27 protein-coding genes and 1 riboswitch are annotated in these 25,943 nt (G+C 62.3%); of the genes, 19 read left to right on the top strand and 8 right to left on the bottom strand.

Annotation, left to right across the window (positions count from 1 at the left end; translation table 11 throughout):
- Window positions 1-98 precede the first annotated feature (98 nt).
- The 3 genes from hda to LQ249_RS22810 all read left to right on the top strand — a co-directional run bounded on the left by hda (window position 99) and on the right by LQ249_RS22810 (window position 2,327).
- Window positions 99-803: a DnaA regulatory inactivator Hda gene (gene hda, locus LQ249_RS22820; RefSeq protein WP_017845321.1), complete on the top strand. Its 705-nt coding sequence runs from the start codon at window positions 99-101 to the stop codon at window positions 801-803.
- A 213-nt stretch (window positions 804-1,016) separates the two neighbouring features.
- Complete coding sequence (locus LQ249_RS22815; protein ID WP_046382483.1) at window positions 1,017-1,646, top strand: C40 family peptidase; 630 nt, start codon at window positions 1,017-1,019, stop codon at window positions 1,644-1,646.
- A 144-nt stretch (window positions 1,647-1,790) separates the two neighbouring features.
- Complete coding sequence (locus LQ249_RS22810) at window positions 1,791-2,327, top strand: C40 family peptidase (protein ID WP_017845323.1); 537 nt, start codon at window positions 1,791-1,793, stop codon at window positions 2,325-2,327.
- Between the two features lie 133 nt (window positions 2,328-2,460).
- Here the strand turns inward: LQ249_RS22810 and LQ249_RS22805 are convergent, their stop codons facing one another.
- Window positions 2,461-3,774, bottom strand: a complete 1,314-nt coding sequence (locus LQ249_RS22805; RefSeq protein WP_057003847.1) for a PQQ-dependent sugar dehydrogenase — start codon at window positions 3,772-3,774, stop codon at window positions 2,461-2,463.
- 99 nt (window positions 3,775-3,873) lie between these two features.
- Window positions 3,874-4,117: riboswitch (cobalamin riboswitch) on the top strand.
- 80 nt (window positions 4,118-4,197) lie between these two features.
- On the opposite strand from LQ249_RS22805, the gene cobO reads away from it, so the two are divergent.
- The 14 genes from cobO (at window position 4,198) to LQ249_RS22740 (ending at window position 15,538) form a co-directional block, all read left to right on the top strand.
- On the top strand, window positions 4,198-4,809 hold the full coding sequence (gene cobO / locus LQ249_RS22800) for a cob(I)yrinic acid a,c-diamide adenosyltransferase (RefSeq protein WP_046382485.1): 612 nt from the start codon (window positions 4,198-4,200) through the stop codon (window positions 4,807-4,809).
- Window positions 4,806-6,173, top strand: coding sequence for a cobyrinate a,c-diamide synthase (locus LQ249_RS22795; protein WP_017845326.1), 1,368 nt, complete (start codon window positions 4,806-4,808; stop codon window positions 6,171-6,173). The genes cobO and LQ249_RS22795 overlap by 4 nt, the downstream gene beginning before the upstream one ends.
- Window positions 6,170-6,820: a 5,6-dimethylbenzimidazole synthase gene (gene bluB, locus LQ249_RS22790; RefSeq protein ID WP_017845327.1), complete on the top strand. Its 651-nt coding sequence runs from the start codon at window positions 6,170-6,172 to the stop codon at window positions 6,818-6,820. The genes LQ249_RS22795 and bluB overlap by 4 nt, the downstream gene beginning before the upstream one ends.
- Window positions 6,817-7,725, top strand: coding sequence for an adenosylcobinamide-phosphate synthase CbiB (gene cbiB / locus LQ249_RS22785; RefSeq protein WP_017845328.1), 909 nt, complete (start codon window positions 6,817-6,819; stop codon window positions 7,723-7,725). The genes bluB and cbiB overlap by 4 nt, the downstream gene beginning before the upstream one ends.
- Window positions 7,718-8,707: a threonine-phosphate decarboxylase CobD gene (gene cobD, locus LQ249_RS22780; protein WP_017845329.1), complete on the top strand. Its 990-nt coding sequence runs from the start codon at window positions 7,718-7,720 to the stop codon at window positions 8,705-8,707. The genes cbiB and cobD overlap by 8 nt, the downstream gene beginning before the upstream one ends.
- Window positions 8,704-10,155 (top strand): cobyric acid synthase, encoded by a 1,452-nt coding sequence (locus tag LQ249_RS22775; protein WP_017845330.1) that lies wholly within the window; start codon window positions 8,704-8,706, stop codon window positions 10,153-10,155. The genes cobD and LQ249_RS22775 overlap by 4 nt, the downstream gene beginning before the upstream one ends.
- Window positions 10,156-10,246: 91 nt before the next feature.
- Complete coding sequence (gene cobU / locus LQ249_RS22770) at window positions 10,247-10,768, top strand: bifunctional adenosylcobinamide kinase/adenosylcobinamide-phosphate guanylyltransferase (RefSeq protein WP_079444470.1); 522 nt, start codon at window positions 10,247-10,249, stop codon at window positions 10,766-10,768.
- The gene (gene cobT / locus LQ249_RS22765; RefSeq protein ID WP_232565921.1) at window positions 10,765-11,820 is read left to right on the top strand and encodes a nicotinate-nucleotide--dimethylbenzimidazole phosphoribosyltransferase; all 1,056 of its coding nucleotides are present in this window, start codon (window positions 10,765-10,767) and stop codon (window positions 11,818-11,820) included. The genes cobU and cobT overlap by 4 nt, the downstream gene beginning before the upstream one ends.
- Window positions 11,817-12,392, top strand: a complete 576-nt coding sequence (gene cobC / locus LQ249_RS22760; RefSeq protein ID WP_057003851.1) for an alpha-ribazole phosphatase family protein — start codon at window positions 11,817-11,819, stop codon at window positions 12,390-12,392. Before cobT ends, cobC begins: the two co-directional genes overlap by 4 nt.
- Window positions 12,393-12,394: 2 nt before the next feature.
- On the top strand, window positions 12,395-13,123 hold the full coding sequence (locus LQ249_RS22755; RefSeq protein WP_017845334.1) for an adenosylcobinamide-GDP ribazoletransferase: 729 nt from the start codon (window positions 12,395-12,397) through the stop codon (window positions 13,121-13,123).
- Between the two features lie 42 nt (window positions 13,124-13,165).
- Window positions 13,166-13,570, top strand: a complete 405-nt coding sequence (locus LQ249_RS22750) for a MarR family winged helix-turn-helix transcriptional regulator (RefSeq protein ID WP_017845335.1) — start codon at window positions 13,166-13,168, stop codon at window positions 13,568-13,570.
- Window positions 13,571-13,633: 63 nt separating this feature from the next.
- A complete protein-coding gene (locus tag LQ249_RS22745; RefSeq protein WP_162231515.1) occupies window positions 13,634-14,833 on the top strand; it encodes an MFS transporter in 1,200 nt (399 codons plus the stop codon).
- Window positions 14,830-14,952 carry a hypothetical protein gene (locus LQ249_RS31540; RefSeq protein ID WP_017845337.1) on the top strand — a complete coding sequence of 41 codons (123 nt, stop codon included), beginning with the start codon at window positions 14,830-14,832 and terminating at the stop codon, window positions 14,950-14,952. Before LQ249_RS22745 ends, LQ249_RS31540 begins: the two co-directional genes overlap by 4 nt.
- 34 nt (window positions 14,953-14,986) lie before the next feature.
- Window positions 14,987-15,538, top strand: coding sequence for a glutathione peroxidase (locus LQ249_RS22740; RefSeq protein WP_017845338.1), 552 nt, complete (start codon window positions 14,987-14,989; stop codon window positions 15,536-15,538).
- Between the two features lie 64 nt (window positions 15,539-15,602).
- Here LQ249_RS22740 and LQ249_RS22735 read toward each other — a convergent pair whose 3' ends face one another.
- The 4 genes from LQ249_RS22735 to LQ249_RS22720 form a co-directional block, all read right to left on the bottom strand.
- Entirely contained in the window at window positions 15,603-16,889 is a 1,287-nt protein-coding gene (locus tag LQ249_RS22735) for an OmpP1/FadL family transporter (protein WP_169881317.1), read from the bottom strand.
- Between the two features lie 145 nt (window positions 16,890-17,034).
- Entirely contained in the window at window positions 17,035-17,517 is a 483-nt protein-coding gene (locus tag LQ249_RS22730; RefSeq protein WP_046382493.1) for a hypothetical protein, read from the bottom strand.
- 280 nt (window positions 17,518-17,797) lie between these two features.
- Window positions 17,798-18,022 (bottom strand): hypothetical protein, encoded by a 225-nt coding sequence (locus LQ249_RS22725; RefSeq protein ID WP_017845341.1) that lies wholly within the window; start codon window positions 18,020-18,022, stop codon window positions 17,798-17,800.
- Window positions 18,023-18,465: 443 nt separating this feature from the next.
- Complete coding sequence (locus tag LQ249_RS22720) at window positions 18,466-18,771, bottom strand: hypothetical protein (protein WP_057003853.1); 306 nt, start codon at window positions 18,769-18,771, stop codon at window positions 18,466-18,468.
- Between the two features lie 457 nt (window positions 18,772-19,228).
- On the opposite strand from LQ249_RS22720, the gene LQ249_RS22715 reads away from it, so the two are divergent.
- Together LQ249_RS22715 and rmuC are read left to right on the top strand one after the other, a co-directional pair.
- On the top strand, window positions 19,229-19,552 hold the full coding sequence (locus tag LQ249_RS22715; RefSeq protein WP_057003854.1) for a hypothetical protein: 324 nt from the start codon (window positions 19,229-19,231) through the stop codon (window positions 19,550-19,552).
- A 175-nt stretch (window positions 19,553-19,727) separates the two neighbouring features.
- Entirely contained in the window at window positions 19,728-21,092 is a 1,365-nt protein-coding gene (gene rmuC, locus LQ249_RS22710; RefSeq protein ID WP_164887036.1) for a DNA recombination protein RmuC, read from the top strand.
- An 8-nt stretch (window positions 21,093-21,100) separates the two neighbouring features.
- Here rmuC and LQ249_RS22705 read toward each other — a convergent pair whose 3' ends face one another.
- The 3 genes from LQ249_RS22705 to LQ249_RS22695 form a co-directional block, all read right to left on the bottom strand.
- Window positions 21,101-24,571 carry a hybrid sensor histidine kinase/response regulator gene (locus LQ249_RS22705; RefSeq protein ID WP_201021421.1) on the bottom strand — a complete coding sequence of 1,157 codons (3,471 nt, stop codon included), beginning with the start codon at window positions 24,569-24,571 and terminating at the stop codon, window positions 21,101-21,103.
- A 132-nt stretch (window positions 24,572-24,703) separates the two neighbouring features.
- Window positions 24,704-25,087 (bottom strand): YbaN family protein, encoded by a 384-nt coding sequence (locus LQ249_RS22700; RefSeq protein ID WP_026139819.1) that lies wholly within the window; start codon window positions 25,085-25,087, stop codon window positions 24,704-24,706.
- A gap of 20 nt (window positions 25,088-25,107) precedes the next feature.
- Window positions 25,108-25,695: a UPF0149 family protein gene (locus LQ249_RS22695; protein WP_017845347.1), complete on the bottom strand. Its 588-nt coding sequence runs from the start codon at window positions 25,693-25,695 to the stop codon at window positions 25,108-25,110.
- Between the last annotated feature and the right edge of the window lie 248 nt (window positions 25,696-25,943).

The following is a 25,943-nucleotide window of genomic DNA, read 5'->3' as shown; positions in this document are numbered from 1 at the left end:
TTATGGTCTGCTGCATTGTGCGCCCGGCGTCACGGGTATAAACTTTGCAAACTTTTCACAGAGGCCACTAACGGTTCGATCGGAGCCGTTCAGTCAGCATGAAACCGATTCAGCTGCCCTTAGGTGTGCGTCTGCGTGACGACGCCACCTTTATCAATTACTACCCAGGCGCCAACGCCGCAGCACTCGGCTATGTCGAGCGGCTCTGCGAAGCCGACGCCGGGTGGACTGAAAGCCTGATCTACCTGTGGGGCAAGCAAGGCGTGGGGCGCACCCACCTGTTGCAGGCCGCGTGCCTGCGCTTCGAGCAGATGGGCGAACCGGCGGTTTACCTGCCGTTGGCGGAGTTGATGGACCGCGGGATCGGGATTTTCGACAACCTCGAACAATACGAACTGGTGTGCCTGGACGATCTGCAGGCCGTCGCCGGCAAGGCGGATTGGGAAGAGGCGCTGTTTCATCTGTTCAACCGCCTGCGCGACAGCGGGCGCCGCCTGTTGATCGCGGCTTCGACCTCGCCCCGTGAGTTGCCGGTCAAGCTGGCCGACCTCAAGTCGCGCCTGACCCTGGCGCTGATCTTCCAGATGCGCCCGCTGTCCGACGAGGACAAATTGCGTGCCCTGCAATTGCGTGCATCCCGTCGCGGCCTGCACCTCACCGACGAGGTCGGGCACTTTATCCTCACCCGCGGCACCCGCAGCATGAGCGCATTGTTCGATTTGCTCGAGCAGCTCGATCAGGCCTCTTTGCAGGCCCAGCGCAAGCTGACGATTCCCTTCCTCAAGGAAACCCTCGGCTGGTAGCCAGCCCTTGTATTTCGGGGGCTTCGGCAAATTTCAGGCGCCAGGAAACCTGCGTTTTGGCCGGCTTGACCACGCAAAACACGCGCAAAGGGTATTAAGGGCTTAGATGTCATAACGCAAACAGTAAGTCACATGGATCACGATTGAATTTGCAAATCGATGTGATAGAAGGCATAGTCTCGACTTCTTTACACATCAGCCACGGTCGTGCCCATGCTAAATCGCTTCGCACCCCTCGTGCCTCTCGCACTTGTCGCTCTGTTGTTTGGTTGCGCCTCCCACCCTCAACAAGTGGCCGAGCAGCACAATCAACAGTATAAAAATCAGGCAAAATTCGTTGCTGCGCAGTCTTCCACTGTTTATGAGGAAGAGCTGGCAACCGAAAAAGAACTGGCCGCCTTCGCTGGCAACAAGCCTTATCAGCTTCCCGTTCTGGCCGACAGCATCCTCGAACGCGGCATGTCCCTGATCGGGACCCGTTACCGTTTCGGCGGTACCTCTGAAGCCGGTTTTGATTGCAGCGGTTTTATCGGTTACCTGTTTCGCGAAGAAGCTGGCATGAACCTGCCACGCTCCACCCGCGAAATGATCAACGTGAATGCACCGTTGGTCGCGCGTAACAACCTCAAGCCTGGGGATCTGCTTTTCTTCAGTACCAGTGGCCGCGGTCGCGTCAGCCACGCCGGTATCTACCTGGGAGATAACCAGTTTATCCACTCCAGCAGCCGCCGCAGCGGTGGTGTTCGAGTCGACAGCCTGGGCGACAGCTACTGGAGCAAAACCTTCATCGAAGCCAAGCGCGCACTTGCCATGGCCCCGACGACGATTACCGCTAGCAAGTAAAGTTAAAGTGATACTTGAAGTTTGACGTGTAAGCGCTAGAATCTCTGGACATTGTTGTAATCCGTTCGCGCAAGCCATGCTTGCGCGTTCTGGTTTTCAGCGTTCGGCAGCGAAAGCCGCATCCAGACCAGGATTGTTCTGCACATGTCGACCTCGGCCCGCCTGATTCTTATTGTTTGCGCCGCGCTGCTCAGCGCCTGCGCAAGCCGCCCGCAGCCTGCGCCCGTAGCGGCCAAGCCTAAACCAGTGTTCAACTATTCCAGCCAGAGTTCGCCGGTCGCTGAAGACGTGCTGTTCCGCGCGCTGGGCCTGGTCGGTACGCCTTATCGTTGGGGCGGCAATACGCCGGACTCCGGTTTCGATTGCAGCGGGTTGATCGGGTTTGTCTACCGTGATGCCGCGGGTATCTCTCTGCCGCGCACCACGCGCGAACTGATCGTGATGCGCGCCCAGGACGTCAGCGCACAGAACCTGCAAACCGGTGACCTGCTGTTCTTCGCCACGGGTGGCGGCTCGCAGGTCAGCCACGCCGGGATCTATGTCGGCGAAGGGCGCTTTGTGCATGCGCCGCAGACGGGCGGTACGGTGAAGCTGGACACCTTGTCCAAAGCCTACTGGCAGAACGCCTACCTGAGCGCCAAGCGCGTGTTGCCGGCTGAGCACTTGGCCCGCAACCCCTAAGCCAAAGCAGGATCCAAATGTGGGAGGGAGCTTGCTCCCGATGAGGGCGTGTCAGTCCATGCATTCAGTGACTGACCCACCGCTATCGTGGGCAAGTCGAATCGTCGCACCGCCCCTCCCACATTTGTAATAGTTACTTAGCCGCAGAAACCCGCCACACCTTATTCCCCACATCGTCCGCCACCAGCAAATCACCCTGCTTGTCGATGACCACGCCAACCGGTCGTCCCATGGCTTGTTCTTCGCTGTTGAGGAACCCGGTCAGCACGTCCGCTGGCGGCCCCTTCGGTTTGCCGCCCTCGAACGGTACGAAGATCACCTTGTAGCCGCTGTGCGGCTTGCGGTTCCACGAGCCGTGCTGGCCGATAAACGCGCCGTTGATAAAGGGCGCCGGGAGTTTGCTGCCCTCGGCGAAGGTCAGGCCCAGCGAGGCGGTATGTGGGCCTACGGCGTAGTCCGGCGCAATGGCTTTGGCCACCAGGTCCGGGTTCTGCGGTGTGACGCGTACATCCACGTGCTGCCCGTAATAGCTGAAGGGCCAGCCATAAAAGGCGCCATCCTGGACCGAGGTGATGTAGTCCGGCACCAGGTCGCTGCCGATCTCGTCGCGCTCGTTCACTGCCGTCCACAGCTTGCCGCTCTGCGGTTCCCAGGCCATGCCGTTCGGGTTGCGCAGGCCGGAGGCGAAGATACGGTGCTGGCCGCTGGCGCGGTCGACTTCCCAGATCGCCGCGCGGCCTTGTTCCGCTTCCAGGCCGTTCTCGGCGACGTTGCTGTTGGAACCGACGCTCACATACAACTTGCTGCCGTCCTTGCTGGCCACCACGTTTTTCGTCCAGTGATGGTTGATGCTGCCCGCTGGCAGGTCGATGACCTTGCTGCCGGCGGCCTTGATCGCGGTTTCGCCGGTCTGATAGGGAAAGCGCAACAGCTTGTCCGAATCGGCCACGTACAGGTCATTGCCCACCAGCGTCATGCCGAAGGGCGAGTTGAGGTTTTCCAGGAACACGGTGCGGGTCTCCGCGACCCCGTCATGGTCGGCATCGCGCAGCAGGGTGATGCGGTTCGGGCTCGGCACACCGGCACCGGCGCGGCCCATGACTTTCTGCATTACCCAACCCCGCAGGCCTTTGGCGTCGTCCGGCTTGGGCGGCGCGTTGGTTTCCGCCACCAGCACATCGCCATTGGGCAGTACATACAGCCAGCGCGGGTGGTCCAGGCCTTCGGCGAACGCCGCCACCTGGGTGCCGGCGGCGGCCGTGGGCTGGGTGCCCGCCGGCCAGCCGATGGCCGGAGCGATGTTCACGGTGGGGATCAGGGTCTTGTTCGGCTCCGGCAGCTGCGGTGAAGGCCCGGTGCCATCGGACACCTTCAGGGTCGAGCTTTCGCCGCAGGCGGCGAGGGTGCCCGCGAGCATGATCAGTAAGGCGAGTCTTGTTTTATGCATGGTTTTCTCCTGGATGTCTGTAAGGGTAGAGGCGCCCGATGCGGCGATGGTTCAAGTGCAAGGCCAGCTTTAATTGACGCTCCACCCCCAACCCACTAACCTTCGCCGCTTGTTCCAGGTGCTCTGTGACCCACGGGTCGACTGAGTGAAACAGGGAAGCCGGTGAGTGAGCGCACTTGTACACAGTGCTGCCGCGATTCCGGCGCTGCCCCCGCAACGGTAAATGAGTCAAGACGGTGCTGTTTGCCACTGTATCGCCTGCGATATGGGAAGGCGCGCCGTCGGCGTGCGCTCTAGCGCGCCACTCATGAGCCCGGAGACCGGCCTGGATCATCCAACAGCATCACGGTGGGCGATGCTTGGCTGTCTGTTGTTGTTTTTTCCTGCCCGCCGTTTTTTGTCCAGCCCCAACGGAGAGCTGCCATGACCGATTCCCCCGAGCGCGACGAACGCCATCTGGCGCGCATGCTGCGCAAAAAAGCCGTGATCGATGAACGCATCGCCAATTCCCCGAACGAATGCGGCTTGCTGCTGGTGCTGACCGGCAACGGCAAAGGCAAGAGTAGCTCGGCGTTTGGCATGCTGGCCCGCGCCATGGGCCACGGCATGCAGTGCGGCGTGGTGCAGTTCATCAAGGGGCGCAACAGCACCGGCGAAGAATTGTTCTTCCGCCGTTTCCCCGAGCAAGTGCGTTTCCATGTAATGGGCGAGGGCTTTACCTGGGAAACCCAGGACCGCCAGCGCGACATCGCGGCCGCCGAGGCCGCCTGGGCGGTGTCCCGCCAATTGCTGCAAGACCCGAGCATCGGCCTGGTGGTGCTGGATGAGCTGAACATCGCGCTCAAGCACGGCTACCTCGACCTCGATCAGGTCCTCAGCGACCTGCAGGCCCGCCCGCCGATGCAGCACGTGGTGGTCACCGGCCGTGGCGCCAAACCTGAACTGATCGAAATGGGCGACACCGTCACCGACATGGGCATGCTCAAGCATGCGTTCCAGGCCGGTATCAAGGCACAGAAAGGCGTCGAACTTTGAATCAGCCCCGCCATTGCCCGGCTGTCTTGATCGCCGCACCGGCGTCCGGCCAGGGCAAAACCACGGTCACCGCCGCGCTGGCGCGCTTGCACCGCAACCTGGGGCGCAAGGTGCGTGTGTTCAAATGCGGCCCGGACTTCCTCGACCCGATGATCCACGAGCGCGCCAGCGGTGCGCCGGTGTATCAATTGGACATGTGGATGGTGGGCGAGCAGGAAAGTCGCCGCCTACTGTGGGAAGCAGCGGGGGAGGCGGACCTGATCCTGATCGAAGGCGTGATGGGGCTGTTCGACGGCACACCTTCCAGCGCCGACCTGGCGCGGCACTTCGGTGTGCCGGTGCTCGGCGTGATCGATGGCACGGCCATGGCGCAGACCTTCGGCGCCCTGGCCCTCGGCCTGGCACGCTATCAGCCGGACTTGCCGTTCGCCGGCGTGCTGGCCAACCGCGTCGGCACCCTGCGCCATGCGCAATTGCTCGAAGGCAGCCTCACCGAAGGCCTGCGCTGGTATGGCGCGCTGTCCCGCGAGACCGCTATCGAATTACCCAGCCGCCACCTGGGCCTGGTGCAAGCCAGCGAACTGAATGACCTCGACCTGCGCCTGGACGCCGCCGCCCAAGCGTTGGGCAGCAGCTGCGAGGTTGCGTTGCCGCCGCCGGTCACCTTTGCCGCACCGCCGGTAACCCGCACTGAACCGTTGCTGGCTGGCGTGCGGATCGCCGTCGCGCGTGACGAAGCCTTCGCCTTCACTTACGGTGCCAGCCTCGATTTGCTGCGGGCGATGGGCGCCGAGTTGAGCTTCTTCTCGCCGATCCATGATCGCCAATTGCCAGACGCCGACAGCCTCTATCTGCCTGGTGGTTACCCGGAATTGCATCACCAGGCACTGTCGGAAAACACCGCGATGCTGGAGGCGATCCGTGCCCATCACGCTGCCGGCAAACCGCTGCTCGCCGAGTGTGGCGGCATGCTCTATCTGCTGGACTCGCTCACCGATGTCGACGGCCTCCGCGCCGGACTGGTCGGCCTGCTGCAGGGCGCTGCGGTGATGCAAAAGAAGCTCGCGGCGCTGGCTCTGCAAAGCGTCGAATTGCCCGAGGGCGTGTTGCGTGGGCACACCTATCACCACTCGCTGACCAGCACCGACTGGGTGCCCATTGCCCGTGGCGTGAGCCCCAATGGCGGGCGCGGGGCCGAGGCGGTGTATCGACAGGGGCGGCTGACCGCTTCCTACGTTCACTTCTACTTCCCCTCCAACCCCCGGGCCGTGGCCGCGCTGTTTGCGCCCGAGCGAGTCGCACCGCACGCTGCGCCACAGCACGAATCCACGGTGGGAGCGGGCTTGCCCGCGATAGGCTCATGACCGACAACGCTTTCCCCCAGGCCGAGCGCGACGCCGTCTACCGTGCCATCGCCGAACGCCGCGACATGCGTCACTTCAGCGGCGGTGACGTGGCTCCCGAACTGCTGCAGCGCTTGCTCCAGGCCGCACACCAGGCGCCGAGCGTCGGCTTGATGCAGCCGTGGCGTTTTATCCGCATCAGCGACCGCCTATTGCGTGGGCGGATTCAACAGTTGGTGGAGGAAGAACGCATACGCACCGCCGAGGCCTTGGGCGAGCGTTCCGATACGTTTATGAAGCTCAAGGTCGAAGGCATCCACGACTGCGCCGAAGTGCTGGTGGCGGCGCTGATGGATGAGCGCGAGCGACATATCTTCGGCCGGCGTACCTTGCCGGAAATGGACATGGCCTCGCTGTCCTGCGCGATCCAGAATCTGTGGCTGGCCGCGCGGGTCGAAGGCCTGGGCATGGGCTGGGTGTCGTTGTTCGAACCGCAGGCCCTGGCCGACCTGCTGGGCTTGCCGCCCGGCGCGAAACCCTTGGCGGTGTTGTGCCTGGGGCCGGTCGAGGCGTTCTATCCGGCACCGATGTTGCAGCTCGAAGGCTGGGCCGAACCGCGCCCGCTGAGTGACATGTTGTATGAAAATACCTGGGGAGTGCGTCAATGAGTGTGGCCTTGCTGTGTGTCGCTGCGGTGGCGCTGGATGCGCTGCTGGGCGAGCCCAGGCGCTGGCATCCGCTGGTGGCGTTCGGCAACTTCGCCGCGCGCATCGAGCAGCGTTTCAACAGCGGTGGCCGTGGCTGGCGCAGCCACGGCGTGACCGCCTGGTTTATTGCGGTGGTGCCGTTGACGCTGTTGGCCACCGCGTTGTCGTGGGCGCCTTACATCGGCTGGGTGCTGGAGATCCTCGCGTTGTACTGTGCCCTCGGCATGCGCAGTCTCGGCGAGCACGTGATCCCGGTGGCCCAGGCCCTGCGCGGCGATGACCTGGACGAAGCCCGGCGGCGCGTGAGTTACCTGGTGAGTCGCCAGACCAGTGAACTGGATCGCACTGAAGTCGCTCGCGCCGCCACCGAATCGGTGCTGGAAAACGGCAGCGACGCGGTGTTTGCCGCACTGTTCTGGTTTGTCGTCGCGGGTGTGCCGGGCGTGGTGCTGTACCGCTTGAGCAACACCCTCGACGCCATGTGGGGCTATCGCAACGAACGCTTCGAGCGTTTCGGATGGGCGGCGGCCAGGATCGACGATGTACTGAACTATATTCCGGCACGCCTGGTGGCGTTGACCTACGCCGTACTCGGTAAAACCAGGCTGGCCATCAAATGCTGGCGCCGTCAGGGCCCGACCTGGGACAGCCCCAACGCCGGTCCGGTGATGGCGGCGGGGGCAGGTGCCTTGGGCGTCGAGTTGGGCGGTGCCGCGATCTATCACGGTGAGCTGCACCAGCGTCCGCCACTGGGCGAAGGCCCGGCGGCGGATGCGGACGCCATCGACCGCGGCTGGCAACTGGTGCAGCGCGGCGTATGGTTGTGGCTGCTGATCCTATGCGTCGGGGGGCAATTGTATGCTTGAGCACGGTGGCCGGCTGCGTAAGGCGGCGATTGAATATGGGATTGCCGAGGCCGAATGGCTCGACCTGTCCAGCGGCCTGGCGCCCTGGCCGTGGCCGGTCCCCGAGATTCCGTTGCGCGCCTGGGCGCGTCTGCCGGAAACCGACGACGGTCTGGAGCAAGCCGCCAGCGAATACTATGGCACCGCGCATTTATTGCCAGTGCCGGGTTCCCAGGCGGCGATCCAACTGCTGCCGCGCTTGCGCCGGGGCGGCAAGGTCGGCGTGCTGTCACCTTGCTATGCCGAGCACGCCGAGGCCTGGCGTCGCGCCGGCTACGTGGTGCGCGAAGTGCAGGAGCAGGAGGTCGACTTCTTTCTCGACAGCCTGGACGTGCTGGTGGTGGTCAACCCGAATAACCCCACGGGCCTGAGCCTGACCCCGCAACGGCTGCTCGACTGGCATGCGCGGCTGGCCCAGCGCGGCGGTTGGCTGGTGGTGGACGAAGCGTTCATGGACGTCACGCCGCACCTGAGCCTGGCCGGCCAGGCCCATCAGGTCGGCCTGATCGTGCTGCGTTCGTTCGGCAAGTTCTTCGGCCTGGCCGGTGTGCGCCTGGGGTTTGTGCTGGCGGAGCGCAAGTTGCTCAAGCTGTTGGCCGAACAGGTCGGGCCGTGGGCGGTCAGCGGGCCGACGCGGGTGATCGGCCAAGCGTGTCTGCGCGATACCGCCGGGCACACCCGGCAACGCAACCGTTGCCTGGAAGCCGGCCAGCGCTTGTTCGATTTGCTTGAGCGCCAAGGTTTCCAACCCCAGGGCGGCTGCGCCCTGTTTCAATGGCTGATCACCCCTCACGCCGAACGCATGCACAACTTCATGGCCCAGCGCGGCATTCTGCTGCGCCTGTTTGTCCACGACAGCAGCCTGCGTTTTGGCCTGCCCGACACCGACGCCGATTGGCAGCGCCTGGAACAGGCCCTGATCGCCTACAAGGACGCGGTATGAGTACGCTGATGGTGCAAGGCACGACGTCCGATGCCGGTAAAAGCACCCTGGTCACCGCCTTGTGCCGCTGGCTGGTGCGCCAGGGCGTGGCGGTGGTGCCGTTCAAGCCGCAGAACATGGCGCTCAACAGCGCGGTGACGGCCGAAGGCGGCGAAATCGGCCGCGCCCAGGCGGTGCAGGCGCAGGCCGCCAACCTGGCGCCGCACACCGACATGAACCCGGTGCTGCTCAAACCCAACAGTGACACCGGCGCCCAAGTGATCATCCATGGCCGCGCCGTGACCAGCATGAACGCAGTGGCCTATCACGACTACAAAGCCATCGCGATGCAGGCGGTGCTGGCGTCCCACACGCGTTTGAGCGACGCCTACCCGGTGGTGATGGTCGAAGGCGCAGGCTCCCCGGCGGAGATCAACCTGCGCGCCAATGACATCGCCAACATGGGCTTCGCCGAGGCCGTGGATTGCCCGGTGCTGCTGATCGCCGACATCAATCGCGGCGGCGTGTTCGCGCATCTGGTGGGCACCCTTGAATTGCTTTCGCCGACCGAACAGGCACGGGTCAAAGGCTTCATCATCAACCGTTTTCGCGGCGATATCGCCTTGTTGCAGCCAGGGCTGGATTGGCTGGAAGCGCGCACCGGCAAACCGGTGGTCGGCGTATTGCCCTACGTGATGGACCTGCACCTGGAGGCCGAAGACGGCATCGACCAGCGTCAGATCGACAAGGCGGCCGAGGTGCTCAAGGTGGTCGTGCCGGTGTTGCCGCGCATCAGCAACCACACCGACTTTGACCCGCTGCGCCTGCATCCCCAGGTGGACTTGCAGTTCATCGGCCCGGGCCAGCCGATTCCCGCCGCCGACCTGATTATTCTGCCGGGCTCGAAAAGCGTGCGCAGTGACCTCGCGTACCTGCGCGCCAATGGCTGGGACACTGCGGTGGCGCGGCACTTGCGCTACGGCGGCAAGGTGCTGGGAATTTGCGGCGGGTTGCAGATGCTCGGCGAGCAGGTGCATGACCCGCTCGGGCTCGAGGGGCCGGCCGGCTCCAGTGACGGTCTGGGGCTGCTGGCGTTCAGTACGACGCTGGCGCAAGAGAAGCAGTTGCGCAATGTGCGTGGGCGCCTGTTGCTGGAGGACGCCGAGGTCAGTGGGTATGAGATCCATGCGGGCGTGACGTCCGGCGCGGCTCTGGAACGTCCTGCTGTGCATCTGGACGATGGCCGACATGACGGCGCCCAGAGCGCCGACGGGCAAATCCTCGGGACTTATCTGCACGGTGTATTCGAAACCCCGGCCGCGTGCAGCGCCTTGTTGCGCTGGGCCGGTGTGCAGGCGGTGCAGGAGGTCGATTACCACGCCCTGCGCGAGCGCGACATCGAACGGTTGGCCGACCTGGTGGAACAGCATCTGGATACCGCGCTGTTGCGCAGGTTGTGTGGGATTTGAGGGCTTGCCTGAGACACCGAGGTGTCTGCATCGCTGGCACGCCAGCTCCCACCGTTGACCGAGCCCGGCTCGAATACCGAGGTGCCATCCCATGCTCCAACTGATTCTCGGCGGCGCCCGTTCCGGCAAGAGCCGCCTGGCGGAAAAACTCGCCAGCGACAGCGCGTTGCCCGTCATTTATATCGCCACCAGCCAACCGCTGGACGGTGAGATGAACCAGCGTGTCGCCCTGCATCGCCAGCGCCGCCCGGATCACTGGGGCCTGATCGAAGAACCGATCGAACTGGCACGGGTGCTGCGCGAAAACGCCACGCCCGAGCGCTGCCTGCTGGTGGATTGCCTCACGCTCTGGCTGACCAATCTGCTGCTGCTCGATAACCCCGAGCGCCTGGCTTTTGAGCGTGACCAATTGCTCGAAAGCCTGGCCTCATTGCCAGGTGAAATCCTGTTTGTCAGCAACGAGACCGGTTTGGGTGTCGTGCCGCTGGGCGAATTGACTCGCCGCTATGTGGATGAAGCCGGTTGGCTGCATCAAGCCTTGGCCGAACGGTGTCAGCGCGTTGTCCTGACCGTTGCCGGCCTGCCCCTGACTTTGAAAGGTACTGCGTTATGACGGAAACCTGGTGGCTCAACCCGTGCAAGGCCAGCGACGCTTCGGCGTATCAACACGCCTTGGCGCGCCAACAGCAATTGACCAAGCCGGCCGGCTCCCTCGGCCGCCTGGAAGCGTTGGCGGTGCAGTTGGCCGGCCTGCAAGGCCGGGTCAAACCGGCGATGGAGCAGGTGTGGATCGCCATCTTTGCCGGCGACCACGGCGTGGTGGCCGAAGGTGTGTCGGCGTATCCCCAGGCAGTCACCGGGCAGATGCTGCATAACTTTGTCGCCGGCGGTGCGGCCATCAGCGTATTGGCGCAGCAACTGGCGGCGCAGTTGGAAGTGATCGACCTCGGCACGGTGACGCCGTCGCTGAACCTGCCCGGCGTGCGTCACTTGAATATCGCAGCGGGCACCGCCAACTTCGTCAACGGCCCGGCGATGACCGAGGCGCAGGGGCGGCTGGCGCTGCAGGCCGGTCGCGACAGCGCGCGCCGTGCGTTGGCGAGCGGCGCGCAGCTGTTTATCGGCGGCGAGATGGGGATCGGCAACACCACCGCCGCCAGCGCGTTGGCGTGTGCCTTGCTCGATTGCCCGGTGAGCGATTTGACCGGGCCGGGTACCGGCCTGGATGCCCAAGGTGTCAGCCACAAAGTCATCGTCATCGAACGCGCACTGGCGGTGCATGCCGCGCAACGCGGTGATGCGCTGCACACCCTGTTCAACCTCGGCGGGTTGGAGATCGCGGCGTTGGTCGGTGCCTATCTGGCCTGCGCCCAGGACGGCATCGTGGTGCTGGTGGACGGCTTTATCTGCAGCGTCGCGGCGTTGGTCGCCACGCGGCTGAACCCGGCGTGCCGGGAGTGGCTGGTGTTCGGCCATCGCGGCGCCGAGCCTGGCCATCGCCACGTGCTGCACTGCCTCGACGCGCAACCGTTGCTCGAACTCGGCCTGCGGCTCGGCGAAGGCAGCGGCGCGGCGTTGGCGGTGCCACTGCTGCGCCTGGCCTGCGCGCTGCACGGGCAGATGGCGACATTCGCCGAAGCCGCCGTGGCGGACCGCCCGGCATGACCTTGCACCTGGACCTGTTGCGCCACGGCGAAACCGAATTGGGCGGTGGCCTGCGCGGCAGCCTCGACGATGCGCTCACTGAAAACGGCTGGGCGCAGATGCGTGCTGCGGTGGCCGGGCAGGGCCCATGGGACCGATTGATCAGTTCGCCGCTGCAACGGTGTGCGCGGTTCGCGCAAGAACTGGGCGCAACACTCAAGGTGCCGGTGAGCCTGGAAAAGGCCCTGCAGGAACTGCACTTCGGCGCCTGGGAAGGGCAGAGCGCGGCGGCGTTGATGGAGACCGACGCCGACGGGCTGGGCGCGTTCTGGGCCGACCCCTATAGCTTCACGCCACCTGACGGTGAACGTGTCAGCGACTTTTCCGATCGGGTTCTCGGCGCGGTCTCACGCTTGCATCAGGCTTATGCCGGACAGCGTGTGTTGTTGATCAGCCACGGTGGCGTGATGCGTCTGCTGCTGGCCCGGGCGCGCGGTTTGCCCCGAGCGCAGTTGCTGAATGTCGAAGTCGCCCATGGCGCACTGTTCAGCCTGCAGGTTGCGGCTGACGGCGCGTTGAAGGAAGGGCGCTGAACATGCTGCCGTTCTGGATCGCCTTGCAGTTCCTGAGCAGCCTGCCGATTCGTCTGCCGGGCATGCCGCAACCCCAGGAACTGGGGCGCTCACTGCTGTTTTATCCGCTGGTGGGCCTGTTGTTCGGCCTGCTGTTGTGGGGCCTGAACCTCGCGCTGGCGGGCGCGCCGTTGTTGCTGCACGCCGCGTTGTTACTGACGGCCTGGGTGTTGCTCAGCGGCGGCTTGCACCTGGACGGGCTAGCGGACAGCGCGGACGCCTGGCTCGGTGGGTTCGGCGATCGCGAACGCACCCTGACCATCATGAAGGACCCGCGCAGCGGGCCGATCGCCGTGGTCACCCTCGGCCTGGTATTGCTGCTCAAGTTCACCGCCCTGGTGGCGCTGATCGAGCAGCACAACGGCGCGGCACTGATCCTCGCGCCGCTGATCGGGCGTGCGTCGATGCTCGCGCTGTTTCTCACCACGCGCTATGTGCGTGCCGGAGGATTGGGCCAGGCATTGTCGGACCACTTACCAAGGATTGTCGGCCAGCAGGTGCTGATCCTCAGCGGCCTGGCCTGCCTGCTGATCGGTGGTTTCAGCGGTGGGATCGCGGTCCTGCTCGCGGCGCTGTGTTTTATCGGCTTGCGTCAGTTGATGGTCAGGCGTCTCGGCGGCACCACCGGGGACACCGCTGGCGCCCTGCTGGAGCTGCTGGAAGTGGCGGTTGTGGTCGGATTGGCGCTGTAACACTTGCTTGCATTTCCTTAATCGCGGGTATATACACGTTCCATGCTTGCCTCCCAATGTTTATGCACCAACCTGCGACGTGCCGCCCGTGGCGTCAGCAGGCATTACGACGGCGCTCTCGACGGCTTCGGGATCAACGTCGCCCAGTATTCTCTGCTGTGCAATTTGCAGCGTCTCGATCAACCGAGCATTTCCAGCCTGGCCGACGCCATGGGCCTGGATCGCAGTACCTTGGGGCGCAACCTGCGCGTGCTGGAAGGCGAAGGCCTGGTGCGGTTGGTCGAAGGCGACGATCTGCGCAACCGCCTGGTGCTGTTGACCGAAGCCGGTGCCGAACGACTGGCCGCAGCGTTGCCAGCGTGGGAAGCGGCGCAGCAGAAATTGATTGATCGGCTGGGCGCGGAAAAACGCGAAACCCTGTTGGCCTTGCTGGATGAACTTGCCTGAGCGCGGGTTTGTCCGACTACAAGCGGGTATATACCCGTAAATGGAGAATAAGAAATGACTTCGATGTGGCGCACCAGTGGCTGGATTCTTGTGGGAAGTGCGCTGATCCTGGCGTTGTCGCTGGGTGTACGGCATGGCTTCGGTCTGTTCCTGGCACCGATGAGCGCCGAATTCGGCTGGGGCCGTGAGACGTTTGCCTTCGCTATCGCCCTGCAGAACCTGATCTGGGGCCTGGCGCAGCCGTTCACCGGCGCCCTGGCCGACCGTTTTGGGGCGAGCAAGGCCGTGCTGGTTGGCGGGGTGTTGTACGCCGTCGGCCTGGTATTGATGGGCATGTCCGACTCGGCCTGGTCACTGTCGTTGAGCGCCGGTTTGTTGATTGGTATCGGCCTGTCCGGCACTTCATTCTCGGTGATCCTGGGTGTGGTCGGCCGTGCGGTACCGCCGGAAAAACGCAGCATCGCCATGGGCATTGCCAGCGCTGCCGGTTCTTTCGGCCAGTTCGCCATGGTGCCGGGCACCCTGGGTTTGATCAGTTGGTTGGGCTGGTCGGCGGCGCTGCTGGCGTTGGGCTTGATGGTGGCGCTGATTCTGCCGCTGGTGAGCATGCTCAAGGATCGGCCGCTGCCCGTCATGGCCGGCCAGCAAACCTTGCGTGAAGCACTGAAGGAGGCCTGTTCTCACTCCGGGTTCTGGTTGCTGGCGTTCGGTTTTTTCGTCTGCGGTTTCCAAGTGGTGTTTATCGGCGTGCATCTGCCGGCCTACCTGGTCGATCAGCATTTGCCGGCGACTACCGGCACCACCGTATTGGCCTTGATTGGCCTGTTTAACATCGCCGGCACCTACACCGCCGGCTGGCTCGGCGGGCGCATGTCCAAGCCGCGCCTGCTGACCGCTTTGTATCTGTTGCGCGCGGTGGTGATCGTGCTGTTCCTGTGGGCGCCGGTGACTGAAGTCACGGCCTACCTGTTCGGTATGGCGATGGGCTTCCTGTGGCTGTCCACCGTGCCGCTGACCAACGGCACGGTCGCCACGCTGTTTGGTGTGCGAAACCTCTCGATGCTCGGTGGGATCGTGTTCCTGTTCCATCAGCTCGGTTCGTTCCTCGGTGGCTGGTTGGGCGGGGTGGTCTATGATCGAACCGGCAACTACGATTTGATCTGGCAAGTGGCGATTCTCTTGAGCCTGCTCGCCGCCGCTCTGAACTGGCCGGTGCGCGAGCGGCCGGTGGCGCGGTTGCAGACGCAGATGGAGGCGGCATGAGTTCCAATGGGTATTGGTTCGTTGGGGCAGCGGCGGCAACGCTGCTGCTGCTTCTGGCATGGTGGGGCTGGCAGCGCGGTGGGCTGGCGTTGATGCAACTGGGTATGTCGATCTGTTAAGTTCGTGGTCTGACTATTTTGAAGGACACACGACATGCAGATGCGCTGGCTTGCAGTACCCGTCCTGATGGCTGCTTTTAGCGGTGCGGCGATGGCCGCCAGTTGCCCGCCGTTGCTGGAGGGGCAGTTGCCCAAGTTGCGCGCCAAGGAATCCATCGACCTGTGCCAACGCTTTGCCGGCAAGCCTTTGGTGATCGTCAATACCGCCAGTTTCTGCGGCTTTGCGCCGCAATTCAAAGGCCTTGAGGCTCTGTACCAGCGCTATAAGGACCAGGGGCTGGAAGTGATTGGTGTGCCGTCCGATGACTTCAAGCAGGAAGCCAAGACCGGCGAGGAAACCGCCAAGGTCTGCTACGTGAATTATGGCGTCACCTTCACCATGACCGAGCCGCAGGCGGTCAAGGGGCCGGACGCAGTGCATCTGTTCAAGGTGCTGGCGCAGCAGAGCAGCGCGCCAAAGTGGAATTTCTACAAGTACGTGGTGGATCGCCAGGGCAAGGTGATCGCCAATTTTTCCAGCCTGACCAAGCCGGACAGTCCGGACTTGCTCAAGGCGGTAGAGGCAGCGTTGGCGTCGAAACCCTGATCGTTACCCATTGAAAAGCCCCGCCTCCTTTACCGGAGAGCGGGGCTTTTTATGCGCAAGCAGGTCAGAACTTGTAAGTCACGCCCAGGCCGAAACCGTTGGCACTGTTTTCGTATTTGGAGCTGTAGGAACCCAGTGCGTTGGATTTGTTGACTTTGACCGGCTCTTCCTTGAGGTAGGAGTAAGCCACGTCAACGGTCAGGTCTTCCGTCACTGCGTAACCCATACCAACACTGAAGATGGTCCGGTCACCGGTAGGAATGCGCGGCGAACGATCGGTGTTGTTGGTTGGCGACTGGTCGAAGGACAGGCCGGTACGCAGTACCACCTGCTTGGTGACCTGATACGAGGTACCCAAGGCGTAAGCCCAGGTGTCGTGCCAGTTCTGCGGTTCAGTGATAGTGCCGACAAGCGCAGGTGCCAATGCGCCTCCGCTAGCCGCTGTCACACCTTCGTTTTTGATGGTGATGTCTTTCAAGCGACTCCAACGAGTCCAGGTCGCACCCGCATACAGTTTCCAGGCGTCGCTGAGGTCTTGAGTCACCGACAGGTCCCAGGATTCAGGCGTGTCGACTTTCAATGAGGCGTCGTAGCGGTTATTGGCCAGCACTCCCGATGGAACCGTGGACGCTTTGGTGACGTCGGTGTGGCCTTCGAGTTTGTACTTCACTGCCGAGTGGTAGGTCAGGCCGACGCGAGTGGTATCGGTGGCTTGAACCAGGATACCGGCGTTAAAGCCCAGGGCGGTGTCGTCGCCTTTGACTTTGACTTTGTTGTCGCCTGGCATCCCCAGGCCAGCCAGGCTCGGCCGCGATTCCAGGGTGCCGTCGATACGGTTGATGGTCGGACCAAAACCGATGGACACGCGATCATTGAACGCGTAGCTGACAGTCGGTTGGAAGGTGATGACCGATACTTCGCTCTTGCTACCAAACCCGCGACCTTGGAAACCACTTTCGTAGTCGGTTTTCAGGCCGAACGGTGCATAAACACCGAAGCCGATAGACCATTGATCGTTGAGTTTGTTGGTGTAGAAACCGAAAGGTACGCCAGTGAAAGGCACCATGTCGCCTTTGTTGGTCCCGCTGGAACGGCCGCCGGCATCTTTGATATCGGTGGAGGCATCGATCACCGCGAAACCACCGGTAATTTGTTGGCCTTCCAGGCGAGCCATACCAGCAGGGTTACCGTAGACAGTGCTTGCGTTTTCGGCGGTAGAAGAGCGTCCTGCGAAGCCCGTACCCATCCCGGCGACGTCTTGTTCGTTAAGGGCAAAGCCACTTGCGAAGACGTGGGAAGAGGCCATGGCAACGGCGAGGCTAAGTGTGGTCTTGAGCATTACTTTTTTCATTATTAGAACTCCGTGTGATCACCGCAGCGGAAAGTATCAACAAATTACACATCGCGCTATAGGCTGTAACACAGGAGATAGAGCCGTTTTGTAGGACAATCCTACCAAAATCGCCGCATTTTACCGGATTTTGTAAATTGCCCGATCAGCAGGTCACCTGATTCATGGATGAAACACAGGTTTTCCAGGCGTGGGTGAAATCGCGAAGACGGCCTTGAGGGTGAAATATTTCTTTCCAGATACGCGCCATGGCCAATATGTCACCCGGTTCGGGCAAGGCGGGGCGCTGTTGTTCCACCAGTAACCAGGCGATGGCGGTGGCATAACGCAGGTTGACGGTCAGCTCAAGCTGGGGCGCGCCAAGGAAGGCGTGCTGGCTGGCCAAGCCGCGTACCAGGCTGGCGCGTTCGGGGTCCAGCGCCAGGTAGGTGTCCCATAAGGCGCGGTGACGCTGGTCGGAGATGCTGTAGAGGCCGTGGCCGCGACGGTCGTGCAAGGCGGAGCCAAGTTCCGACTGGCTGGCGGCAATACCCAGCAGCAGGGATTCAGCGGTCTGGTCGTGGCGCCCGAGGTAAACAAGCGTCGGCCTGATCACATAACGACACAATTCGCTGGCAGCGATACCCATACTCGCCTCTGTCCGTGAAAGTGGTCGACGAAGCCTGAGCGGGTGGGGGCTTGGCAGCGGTGGATCGGATCTCAGGCCCGTCGGAAGCGGATCATGCCGCTTGAGTTGAAGTGTAGTGTCATATTCGTGGTGTAAAGGACTGTTTTAAAAACATCTTCTTTATTCAGTTATAACGTTTATATCTATTCGTGCTGAGTGCAAATATTCAAAACCTGAATACCGGGCAATAAAAAACCCTGCTTGTTAAACAGGGTTTTTGGGTTTCAGCGACTTCGGTCGATCAGGCAATCAGTGCCTGACGGGTACGCTCGATCACGGCCTGCAGCGGCTCTGCGCTGGAGTATTGATCGGGGTACAGGCGTTCGCTGTGACGAGCGATGCCGTGTTCGTTGACCAGGGTGAAGCTGAAGCAGCCTTTGCGAGCGGCCATGATCAGGCAGTTCATTGGTGCAAAAGCGTTGGTGAGGGCGCGAATGGCGTCCTGAGTATGGATTTGAGTGGACATATTATGGGTGTTCCTACAAATGACACGGTTAAGAACCGCGCAACGTTAAAACGTTCCAGTGACGTCGATCACTATTGATCGAACGAAGAACCCGACTGGAACAAAGCAGCCAGTTTGAAGCGCTAATAGTTTAGGCGCGCTTGGGCTGGCAGGTAGGTACTTAGGAGGGCAGGCAACACAACAGGGGCTAAGGTTCTGGGCCCGGGGTGAAGATCCTGATCAATTGGCAGGTTGGTTCGGTCAGAGTATTGAGACTTCGCGACACCCTTTGCTTGTTCAAAGGCTGTGTCGTCGCAAGTGATACCTGGAAACCATCAAGGTGGTCGATCCCGTGTTGTTCAGGGGAGTTGTTCGACCAGAATTGACTTTCAGCTTGGTACTAACGCCGCGGATAGTAACGGATCGAAGCGGGGAATGGAAGCGTATCGGTAAAAAAACTTCAGTCAGCCCTCCAGCACCCCGTGATACACCAGCACCGTGACGGCTGCCGCCAGCGAGCAGCCCAGCGCATACGCGGCCAGGGTCAGGCGCAGGGACTGGCCGGTCTCGATCATTTTCATGACATCGCCCATGTCATTGATCCGGCCCTCGCCCAACTCGATGCACAGGCTGGCGGCGGTGAACGCGGCGGAGAGCAGGATCGCGATCGCAAACAATGCGCCGTCCGGCGAAGGCAGAGCGGCGTTGATTCCCAGGGAGGTCGCGCAAATGGCCAGCAGCAACACGGTGAATAACAGAATTCCTTTCATCGACCCGTACATGGTTGCGTTGTAGGTGCGGCAGTGTGGCGACCCGCATTGAATTTGAAAAGTCCCTGCCTGGCCGTGCCAGTAACATATTCAAGCCATGTCGGATCAAAAAACCTTGGCGATATAACCGGAGCAAAGGGACTTGTACACATTGTTCACGGTATGTGTCACCGTTCTGTCAAGTGTTTCCATCGGGCCCCATTTGCCTGTAATGAAAATTTAAGTCAATGAAAAATATCGCTTTTTTTTATTGGTGAAAAAATCGTCAGTTTGACTGCGGCCCCCATTCCATGGGGCTTTGCGCGAGTTAAAGGTGGGTTGTCCACTGAGTTATCCACAGCTTCTGTGGATTGTCCCGAGCGCTTGCTCTAGCACGGGCGTGCAGGGTTTTTTCGGCTTTACCTGTACGAAAAAAAGAGTAGAGTGGCGCGCCTTCCGTTCTGTCCCGCAGTGCTTTATGAAGTTTCGCTCAGTATCATCTTCTGTTACCGACACCCCTCCGGTTGTTACCCCACCCAAACGTTTCTCCTTGAAAGTGGCCTTGTGGTTGCTCGACAGCCCGCGTCTTGGTCACAGCACCAACATCAAACATTTTGCCGGGCGCTTGCTCAAACAGCCGGCCCGTGATGGCGTGGTCGCAGCGCAAAGCCGGCTCGGCCAATTGATGTGCCGCGAATGCGACAATGCCCGCGACCGCCGCATCGGCCACGACCTGCTGCGCCTGGCTGCCCGTGCCGGTGACCGCCGCGCCCAGCGTGAATTGGGCCAGGTCGAAGACTGAGCTGTCCTCAACCCCCTTGCTTGGTTAACCTTGCTCTTTTTCGGTGATGGCAGACATGGCTATGGCTTTTGACTGGACCAGTATTGCCCTGGGACTTGCTGGCGCGGCAGTGCCGTTATTGGCCGTGTGCTGGCAGCTTCAGCGCCGTCTGGCCGCGCGCATGGCCGGCTGGGAATTGCTTGAAGAGCGCCTGACCACCGCGCAACTGGCCCAGGAAGGGTTGGCGGCCCAACTGGACGCCAGCCGTGACGAAATCAGCGACCTCAGCCAGGCCAACGCCGCCAAGCAGGCAGACCTGGCCGCCGTGCGCCGCGAAGTCGAATTGCTGCAGATCGATCGCGACAATGCCCGCGACGCCGCCCACGCCTGGAACCTCGACCGCAGCGCCAAGGAAGCCGAACTGCGTCGCCTTGACGCGTTGTCGGCGGCCTTGCGTGCGGAGCTGCGCGAGCAACAGGACAGCCATCAGCAACGCCTCGCCGACCTGCAGGGCTCGCGGGACGAATTGCGGGCGCAGTTCGCCGAGCTGGCCGGGAAGATTTTCGACGAGCGCGAACAGCGCTTCGCCGAAACCAGTCAGGAGCGCCTCGGACAGTTGCTCGATCCCTTGAAAGAACGCATCCAGTCCTTCGAAAAGCGTGTCGAAGAAAGCTATCAGAATGAAGCCCGCGAACGCTTTTCCCTGGGCAAGGAGCTTGAACGCCTGCAGCAACTGAACCTGCGTCTGTCGGACGAAGCCACGAATTTGACCCGTGCGCTGAAAGGCCAGAAAACCCAGGGCAACTGGGGTGAACTGATCCTTGAGCGCGTGCTGGAACACGCCGGCCTGGAGAAGGGCCGCGAGTACCAGACCCAGGTCAGCCTGAAAGGTCCGGACGGTGAGCGCTTCCAGCCGGACGTGCTGATCATGTTGCCCGGTGACAAACAGGTGGTGGTGGACTCCAAGGTCAGCCTGACGGCCTATCAGCAGTACGTGGCGGCGGACGACGAGGTGATCGGCCAGGCGGCGCTCAAACAGCATGTGCTGTCTCTGCGCAATCACGTCAAAGGCTTGGCCGGTAAAGACTACAAACGCCTGGAGGGCTTGCACAGCCTGGATTTCGTGTTGCTGTTCGTGCCGATTGAAGCCGCTTTTTCGGCGGCCTTGCAGGCTGAGCCCAACCTGTTCCAGGAAGCCTTCGACCGTCATATCGTCATCGTCAGCCCCACCACCTTGCTCGCCACCCTGCGGGTCATCGACAGCCTGTGGAAGCAGGAACGCCAGAGCCAGAACGCCCGGGAAATCGCGGAGCGCGCCGGCTGGCTGTACGACAAGTTCGTGCTGTTTATCCAGGACCTGGATGAAGTGGGTAACCGTCTGCAGCAATTGGATAAGGCTTACAGCGCAGCGCGGAATAAGCTGACAGATGGTCGCGGTAATCTGGTCAGCCGCACCGAACAGTTAAGGTTGCTCGGCGCCCGCGCCAGCAAAAGCTTGCCCGCCGACCTGCTGGAGCGGGCAATGACCGACTCCGACGGGGTGGCGCACCTGCCCGAATAGGTGGCTGATCAAAGGGGCAGATGCCGGCTGAGCAAGGCGCGCAACGCCGCCGGCTTCACCGGTTTGGCCAGATAATCCAGCCCCGCCGCATGCACTTGCGCCACCATCTCCGGACGACCGTCGGCGCTGATGACCACGCCGGGAATCGGCTCCGCCAACTGTGTGCGTAGCCAGCCCATCAACTCCGTGCCGGTTTCGCCGTGGTCCAGGTGGTAATCCACCAGCGCCAGTTGTGGGCGCACGCCGTCGGCCAGCAGCGCCGCGCATTGTGCCTGGTCGGTGGCGGTCCATACTTCGCAGCCCCAGCGCGTCAGCAGGCTGCGCATGCCTATCAGGATGCTTTCTTCGTTATCCACACACAGCACCCGCGCGCCGCTCAGGGGCAGACCGGTTTCCTGCGCGGTCTTGACCGGTGTGCTGGTCTGGTTGCGAGCCAGCGGCACGCGCACGCTGAATACGCTGCCCTTGCCCGGCCATGAGCGCACGCTCAGGCGATGGTCCAATACGCGACACAGGCCATCGGCAATCGCCAGGCCCAGGCCGAGGCCCTTTTCGGCGCGAGTCTGGTGGCTGTCCAGACGTTTGAACTCCTCGAAAATCACCTTCTGTTTATCCTGCGGAATGCCGGGGCCGCGATCCCAGACTTCCAGGCTCAACTCGCCCTGGTGTCGGCGTACACCCAGCAGCACTGGGCCGTCGGCATAGCGGAAAGCATTCGTCAGAAAGTTCTGCAAAATCCGGCGCAGCAACTTGATGTCACTGTCCACGCGCAAATGACTGCCGCGCAAGCGGAAGCGCAGGCCTTGTTCCTGGGCGAGCGCCTTGAATTCGGCGCCGAGGGTGTCGAACAGTTCGTTGAGCACGAACGGCTGGCGTTGCGGATTGATCTTGCCGTTTTCCAGGCGCGAGATGTCCAGCAGGTCGCTGATCAGGTCTTCGGCGGAACGTAGCGAGCTGTCGAGGTGTTGCACCAGTTGCCGGGCTTCGTTCGACAGGCCGTCGTTCTGGTGGGAGAGGGCGGCGGAGAACAGGCGTGCAGCGTTCAGCGGTTGCATCAGGTCATGGCTGACCGCTGCGAGAAAGCGCGTCTTCGATTGGTTCGCGGACTCGGCCACGCCCTTGGCATCGGTGAGCGCCACGTTGAGCTGCGACAGCTCGTGTGTCCGCTCGGTGACCCGTCGTTCCAAGCCCTCGTTCGCCTCGGTCAGTGCGTGTTCGGCCTCGCGGAACGCGGTGATGTCGGTGAAGCTCATGACGAAACCGCCGCCGGGCATCGGGTTGCCGATCAGTTCAATCACCCGTCCATTCGGGAACAGGCGTTCGGAGGTGTGCGCGCGGCCTTGGCGCATCCAGTGCAGGCGTCGCGCCACATGCACTTCGGCCTCACCCGGTCCGCACAAGCCGCGCTCGGCGTTATAGCGAATGATGTCGGCAATCGGCCGGCCGACGCTGATCAATCCCTCGGGGTAGTTGAACAGCTCCAGGTAACGGCGGTTCCACGCCACCAGCTTGAGGGACTGATCCACCACGCTGATGCCCTGGGTGATGTTTTCGATGGCGCCTTGCAGCAGGGCCCGATTGAATTGCAGCACTTCGGAGGCTTCGTCGGCGATCCGTACTACGTCCTCCAGCAGCATGTCCCGACCTTCAATCGCGGCCTTTACGACTGCGCGAGTCGAAGAGGCGCCGAGTACACCCGCCAGCAGGCGTTCGGTATGCGCGATCCAATCGTTATCGGCATTCTGGTTGGGGTTGAAGCCTTTGCCCTGGCGATAGGCGAAGCGGATAAAGCTCTGCTGCGCGCGTTCTTCGCCGACAAAGCGCGCGGCCAGGCTCAGCAGGTCGCTGATCTGGACCGACAACATGGAGCGAGTGCTGGCGCGTTGGCTGGTTTCCTGGCCGATGAAGCGCCCGGCCTGCCAGTGTTCGGACACCCGGGTACGCGAAAGCATCGAGACCCAGACGAACAGTGTGAAGTTGCCCGCCAGGGAGAACACGGTGCCCAGGGTCAGCGACGTGAGGGGCAAGCCGAGCGGGTGGGAATGCAACCAGGTCAGGCCGGGGAAAAGGCTGAGCGACCAGCCCAGGCTTTTCGCGGTAACCGGTAGGACCAAGGTGTAGAACCACAGGAACGTGCCTGCCGCCAAGCCGGCAAACACGCCGCGTCGATTCGCCTGTTTCCAATACAGCGCGCCGAGCATGGCAGGTGCCAGTTGGGTCACCGCGGCGAAGGCAATCTGGCCGATCGTCGCCAGGCTCGCGCTGGAGCCGAGCAATCGGTAGCTGACATACGCCAGCAGCAGGATGAGCACAATGCTGACGCGGCGTACCGAGAGCATCCAGTGGCGGAACACTTCAAACGGCCGTTCTGCGCTGGAGCGGCGCAACAGCCAAGGCAGCAGCATGTCGTTGGACACCATGGTCGACAACGCGATGCTCGCCACAATCACCATGCCGGTGGCGGCCGACGCGCCGCCAATGAACGCCAGCAGGGCGAGGACTGGATGGGCTTCGGCCAAGGGCAGGCTGATCACGTAGGAATCGGGTAGCACCGAGCCGGGCAAGAGCATTTTGCCGCCGAGGGCGATCGGTACGACAAACAGCGCGGCGAGGATCAAGTACGCAGGGAAAACCCATTTGGCCAGGCGCAAATCCTGGGGGTCGATGTTTTCCACGACGGTGACGTGAAACTGCCGGGGCAGGCAGATGATCGCCATCATCGCGACGCCGGTCTGTACCACCATCGTGGGCCAGTTGACGGTTTCGTTCCAGTATTCCTCCAGGCGTGGTGCCAGCATCGCCTGGCTGAACAAGTCGTCGAAACCGTCGTAGAGGCCGTAGGTCACAAACACGCCGACCGCGAGAAACGCGAACAGCTTGACCAGCGACTCGAAGGCAATCGCCAGCACCATGCCGCGGTGGTGTTCGGTGGCGTCGAGGTTGCGCGTACCGAAGACAATGGTGAACAGCGCCAGCACCAGCGATACGATCAGCGCCGTGTCCTGGGCGCGGGTGCCGGTGGCATCCGCGCCGGCACCGATCAGCAGGTTCACCCCGAGTACGATGCCCTTCAGTTGCAGGGCGATGTAAGGCAACACGCCGACCATGCAGATCAGCGCGACCACCACCGCCAACGACTGGGATTTGCCGTAGCGTGCGGCGATAAAGTCAGCGATGGAGGTGATGTTTTCCTGCTTGCTGATCAGAATCATCTTTTGCAGGACCCAGGGGGCGAATACCAGTAACAGCACCGGTCCCAGGTAGATAGGTATAAACGCCCACAGTTGTTCGGCCGCCTGGCCTACGGCGCCGAAGAAGGTCCAACTGGTGCAATAAACGGCCAGCGACAGGCTGTACACCCAGGCACGCATGCGCGGCGGCAACGGCGCATGGCGGCGGTCACCGTAAAAGGCGATGGAAAACATAATGGCCATATAGGCCAAGGCAACGGCGGCGATCAGCCCGCTGGACAGCGTCATGGTAACTCCGGACAGAAACACGCCCAGGCATTTCGGGCCCGGTTGGACAGTCTCGCATGATGCCTGGGGATTAGTCAGTGTCGACCAAGGTCTTGTGAGCACTAATGTCGCAGGGCACGGTGTTAAAGAGGCTCAGCGCGGCGGCAGGGTTTTCTGGCGCAGGATGTAGATCGTCACCAGCACCGCGCTGGTCAGCATGAAGCCGCGGGCCCACGGCAGAGGCACCAGGTAGCAGGAAAAACCGATACTCAGCCACATCAGGCCGATAGCGTAGACCTTACCCTTGAGCGGGATGCCATTGCCGTCCAGGTAGTCGCGAATCCATGGGCCCAGGCGCGGGTGTTCCACCAGCCAGGCGTAGAAACGCGGGGAGCTGCGCGCGAAGCAGGCGGCGGCAAGAAGCAGGAAGGGGGTGGTGGGCAATACCGGCAGGAAGATGCCGATCACCCCCAGCGCTACGCTCAGCCAGCCGATGGCCAGCAGTGCGTAACGCAGGAGCGGCGAGCGCTTGCCCATGGCGATCACGGGCGTGCGACTCAGTGGTGACGTGGCTTGAGGAGCGCCGGTTTTTCGTCGGGGGCGTTGCACAGCAGGTACAGGGCGGTCAGGGCTTCCGGGATCTGTACGATCATGTCGTCCATCAGATTGGCGTCGGCGGCGATGTCGGAGAACTCCGGCTGGTCGTCGAACAGGCCCGAACCGACCATGATCGGCAGCAGCATTTCGCTGACTTCTTCTTCGGCGGTTTCGAACCAGGCGGCTTCGCGCAGGAACACGCCTTCCATGAAGCCGATGCACCAGCCGCGCAGGTCGGAGTCGTCCGGCTCTTCGCCCAGGTCGAGGTCGCACGGCAGCTCGAATTCCTCGTCGGAGGCCAGTTGGCGACCGATGTGGGCCTTGAGGGCGAGCAGGGTGGCTTCGATCTCTTCGCGCTGGGCGGCGTCAGCGTAATGAGGCTCTTCGGCGAACAAGGCGTCGATCCACTCACGGTCCGGCACGATGTCGGAAGAAATCGACAGGGCGGTCAGGTAGCCGTGGGCGGCCACGTAGTCCAGCGCCTCGTCATGCAGCTCATCGGCGTCGAGGAAGGCTTGCAGGCGGGTTAGTTGCTCAGCGAAGGACATTGAAGGACTACCTTGGGAATAAACGATGCTGAATTCTAGGCTTTCTTGAGCGCCCAGGCCAGCCACACTGCATATTTGGCCGGTTTTAGATAGCGGCCGCTGTTCGTCAGCCGCGCCCTTTGCCGGCCGACGCTCGGGTATACTGCCGCGTTTTGTGATGCCCCCTGCAGGCCAGCGCCAACCCGAGAAAACTTCGCTTACGGATTATTTTCCGTAGATACGCGCTTTTTCGGCCAGCCTGTATGGAG

The sequence above is a fragment of the Pseudomonas sp. 7-41 genome (assembly GCF_021233075.1).
GTDB classification, from domain to species: Bacteria; Pseudomonadota; Gammaproteobacteria; order Pseudomonadales; family Pseudomonadaceae; genus Aquipseudomonas; species Aquipseudomonas veronii.
The sequence above is the reverse complement of the archived record's forward strand: the minus strand, read 5'-3'. Positions and strand labels throughout refer to the sequence as shown.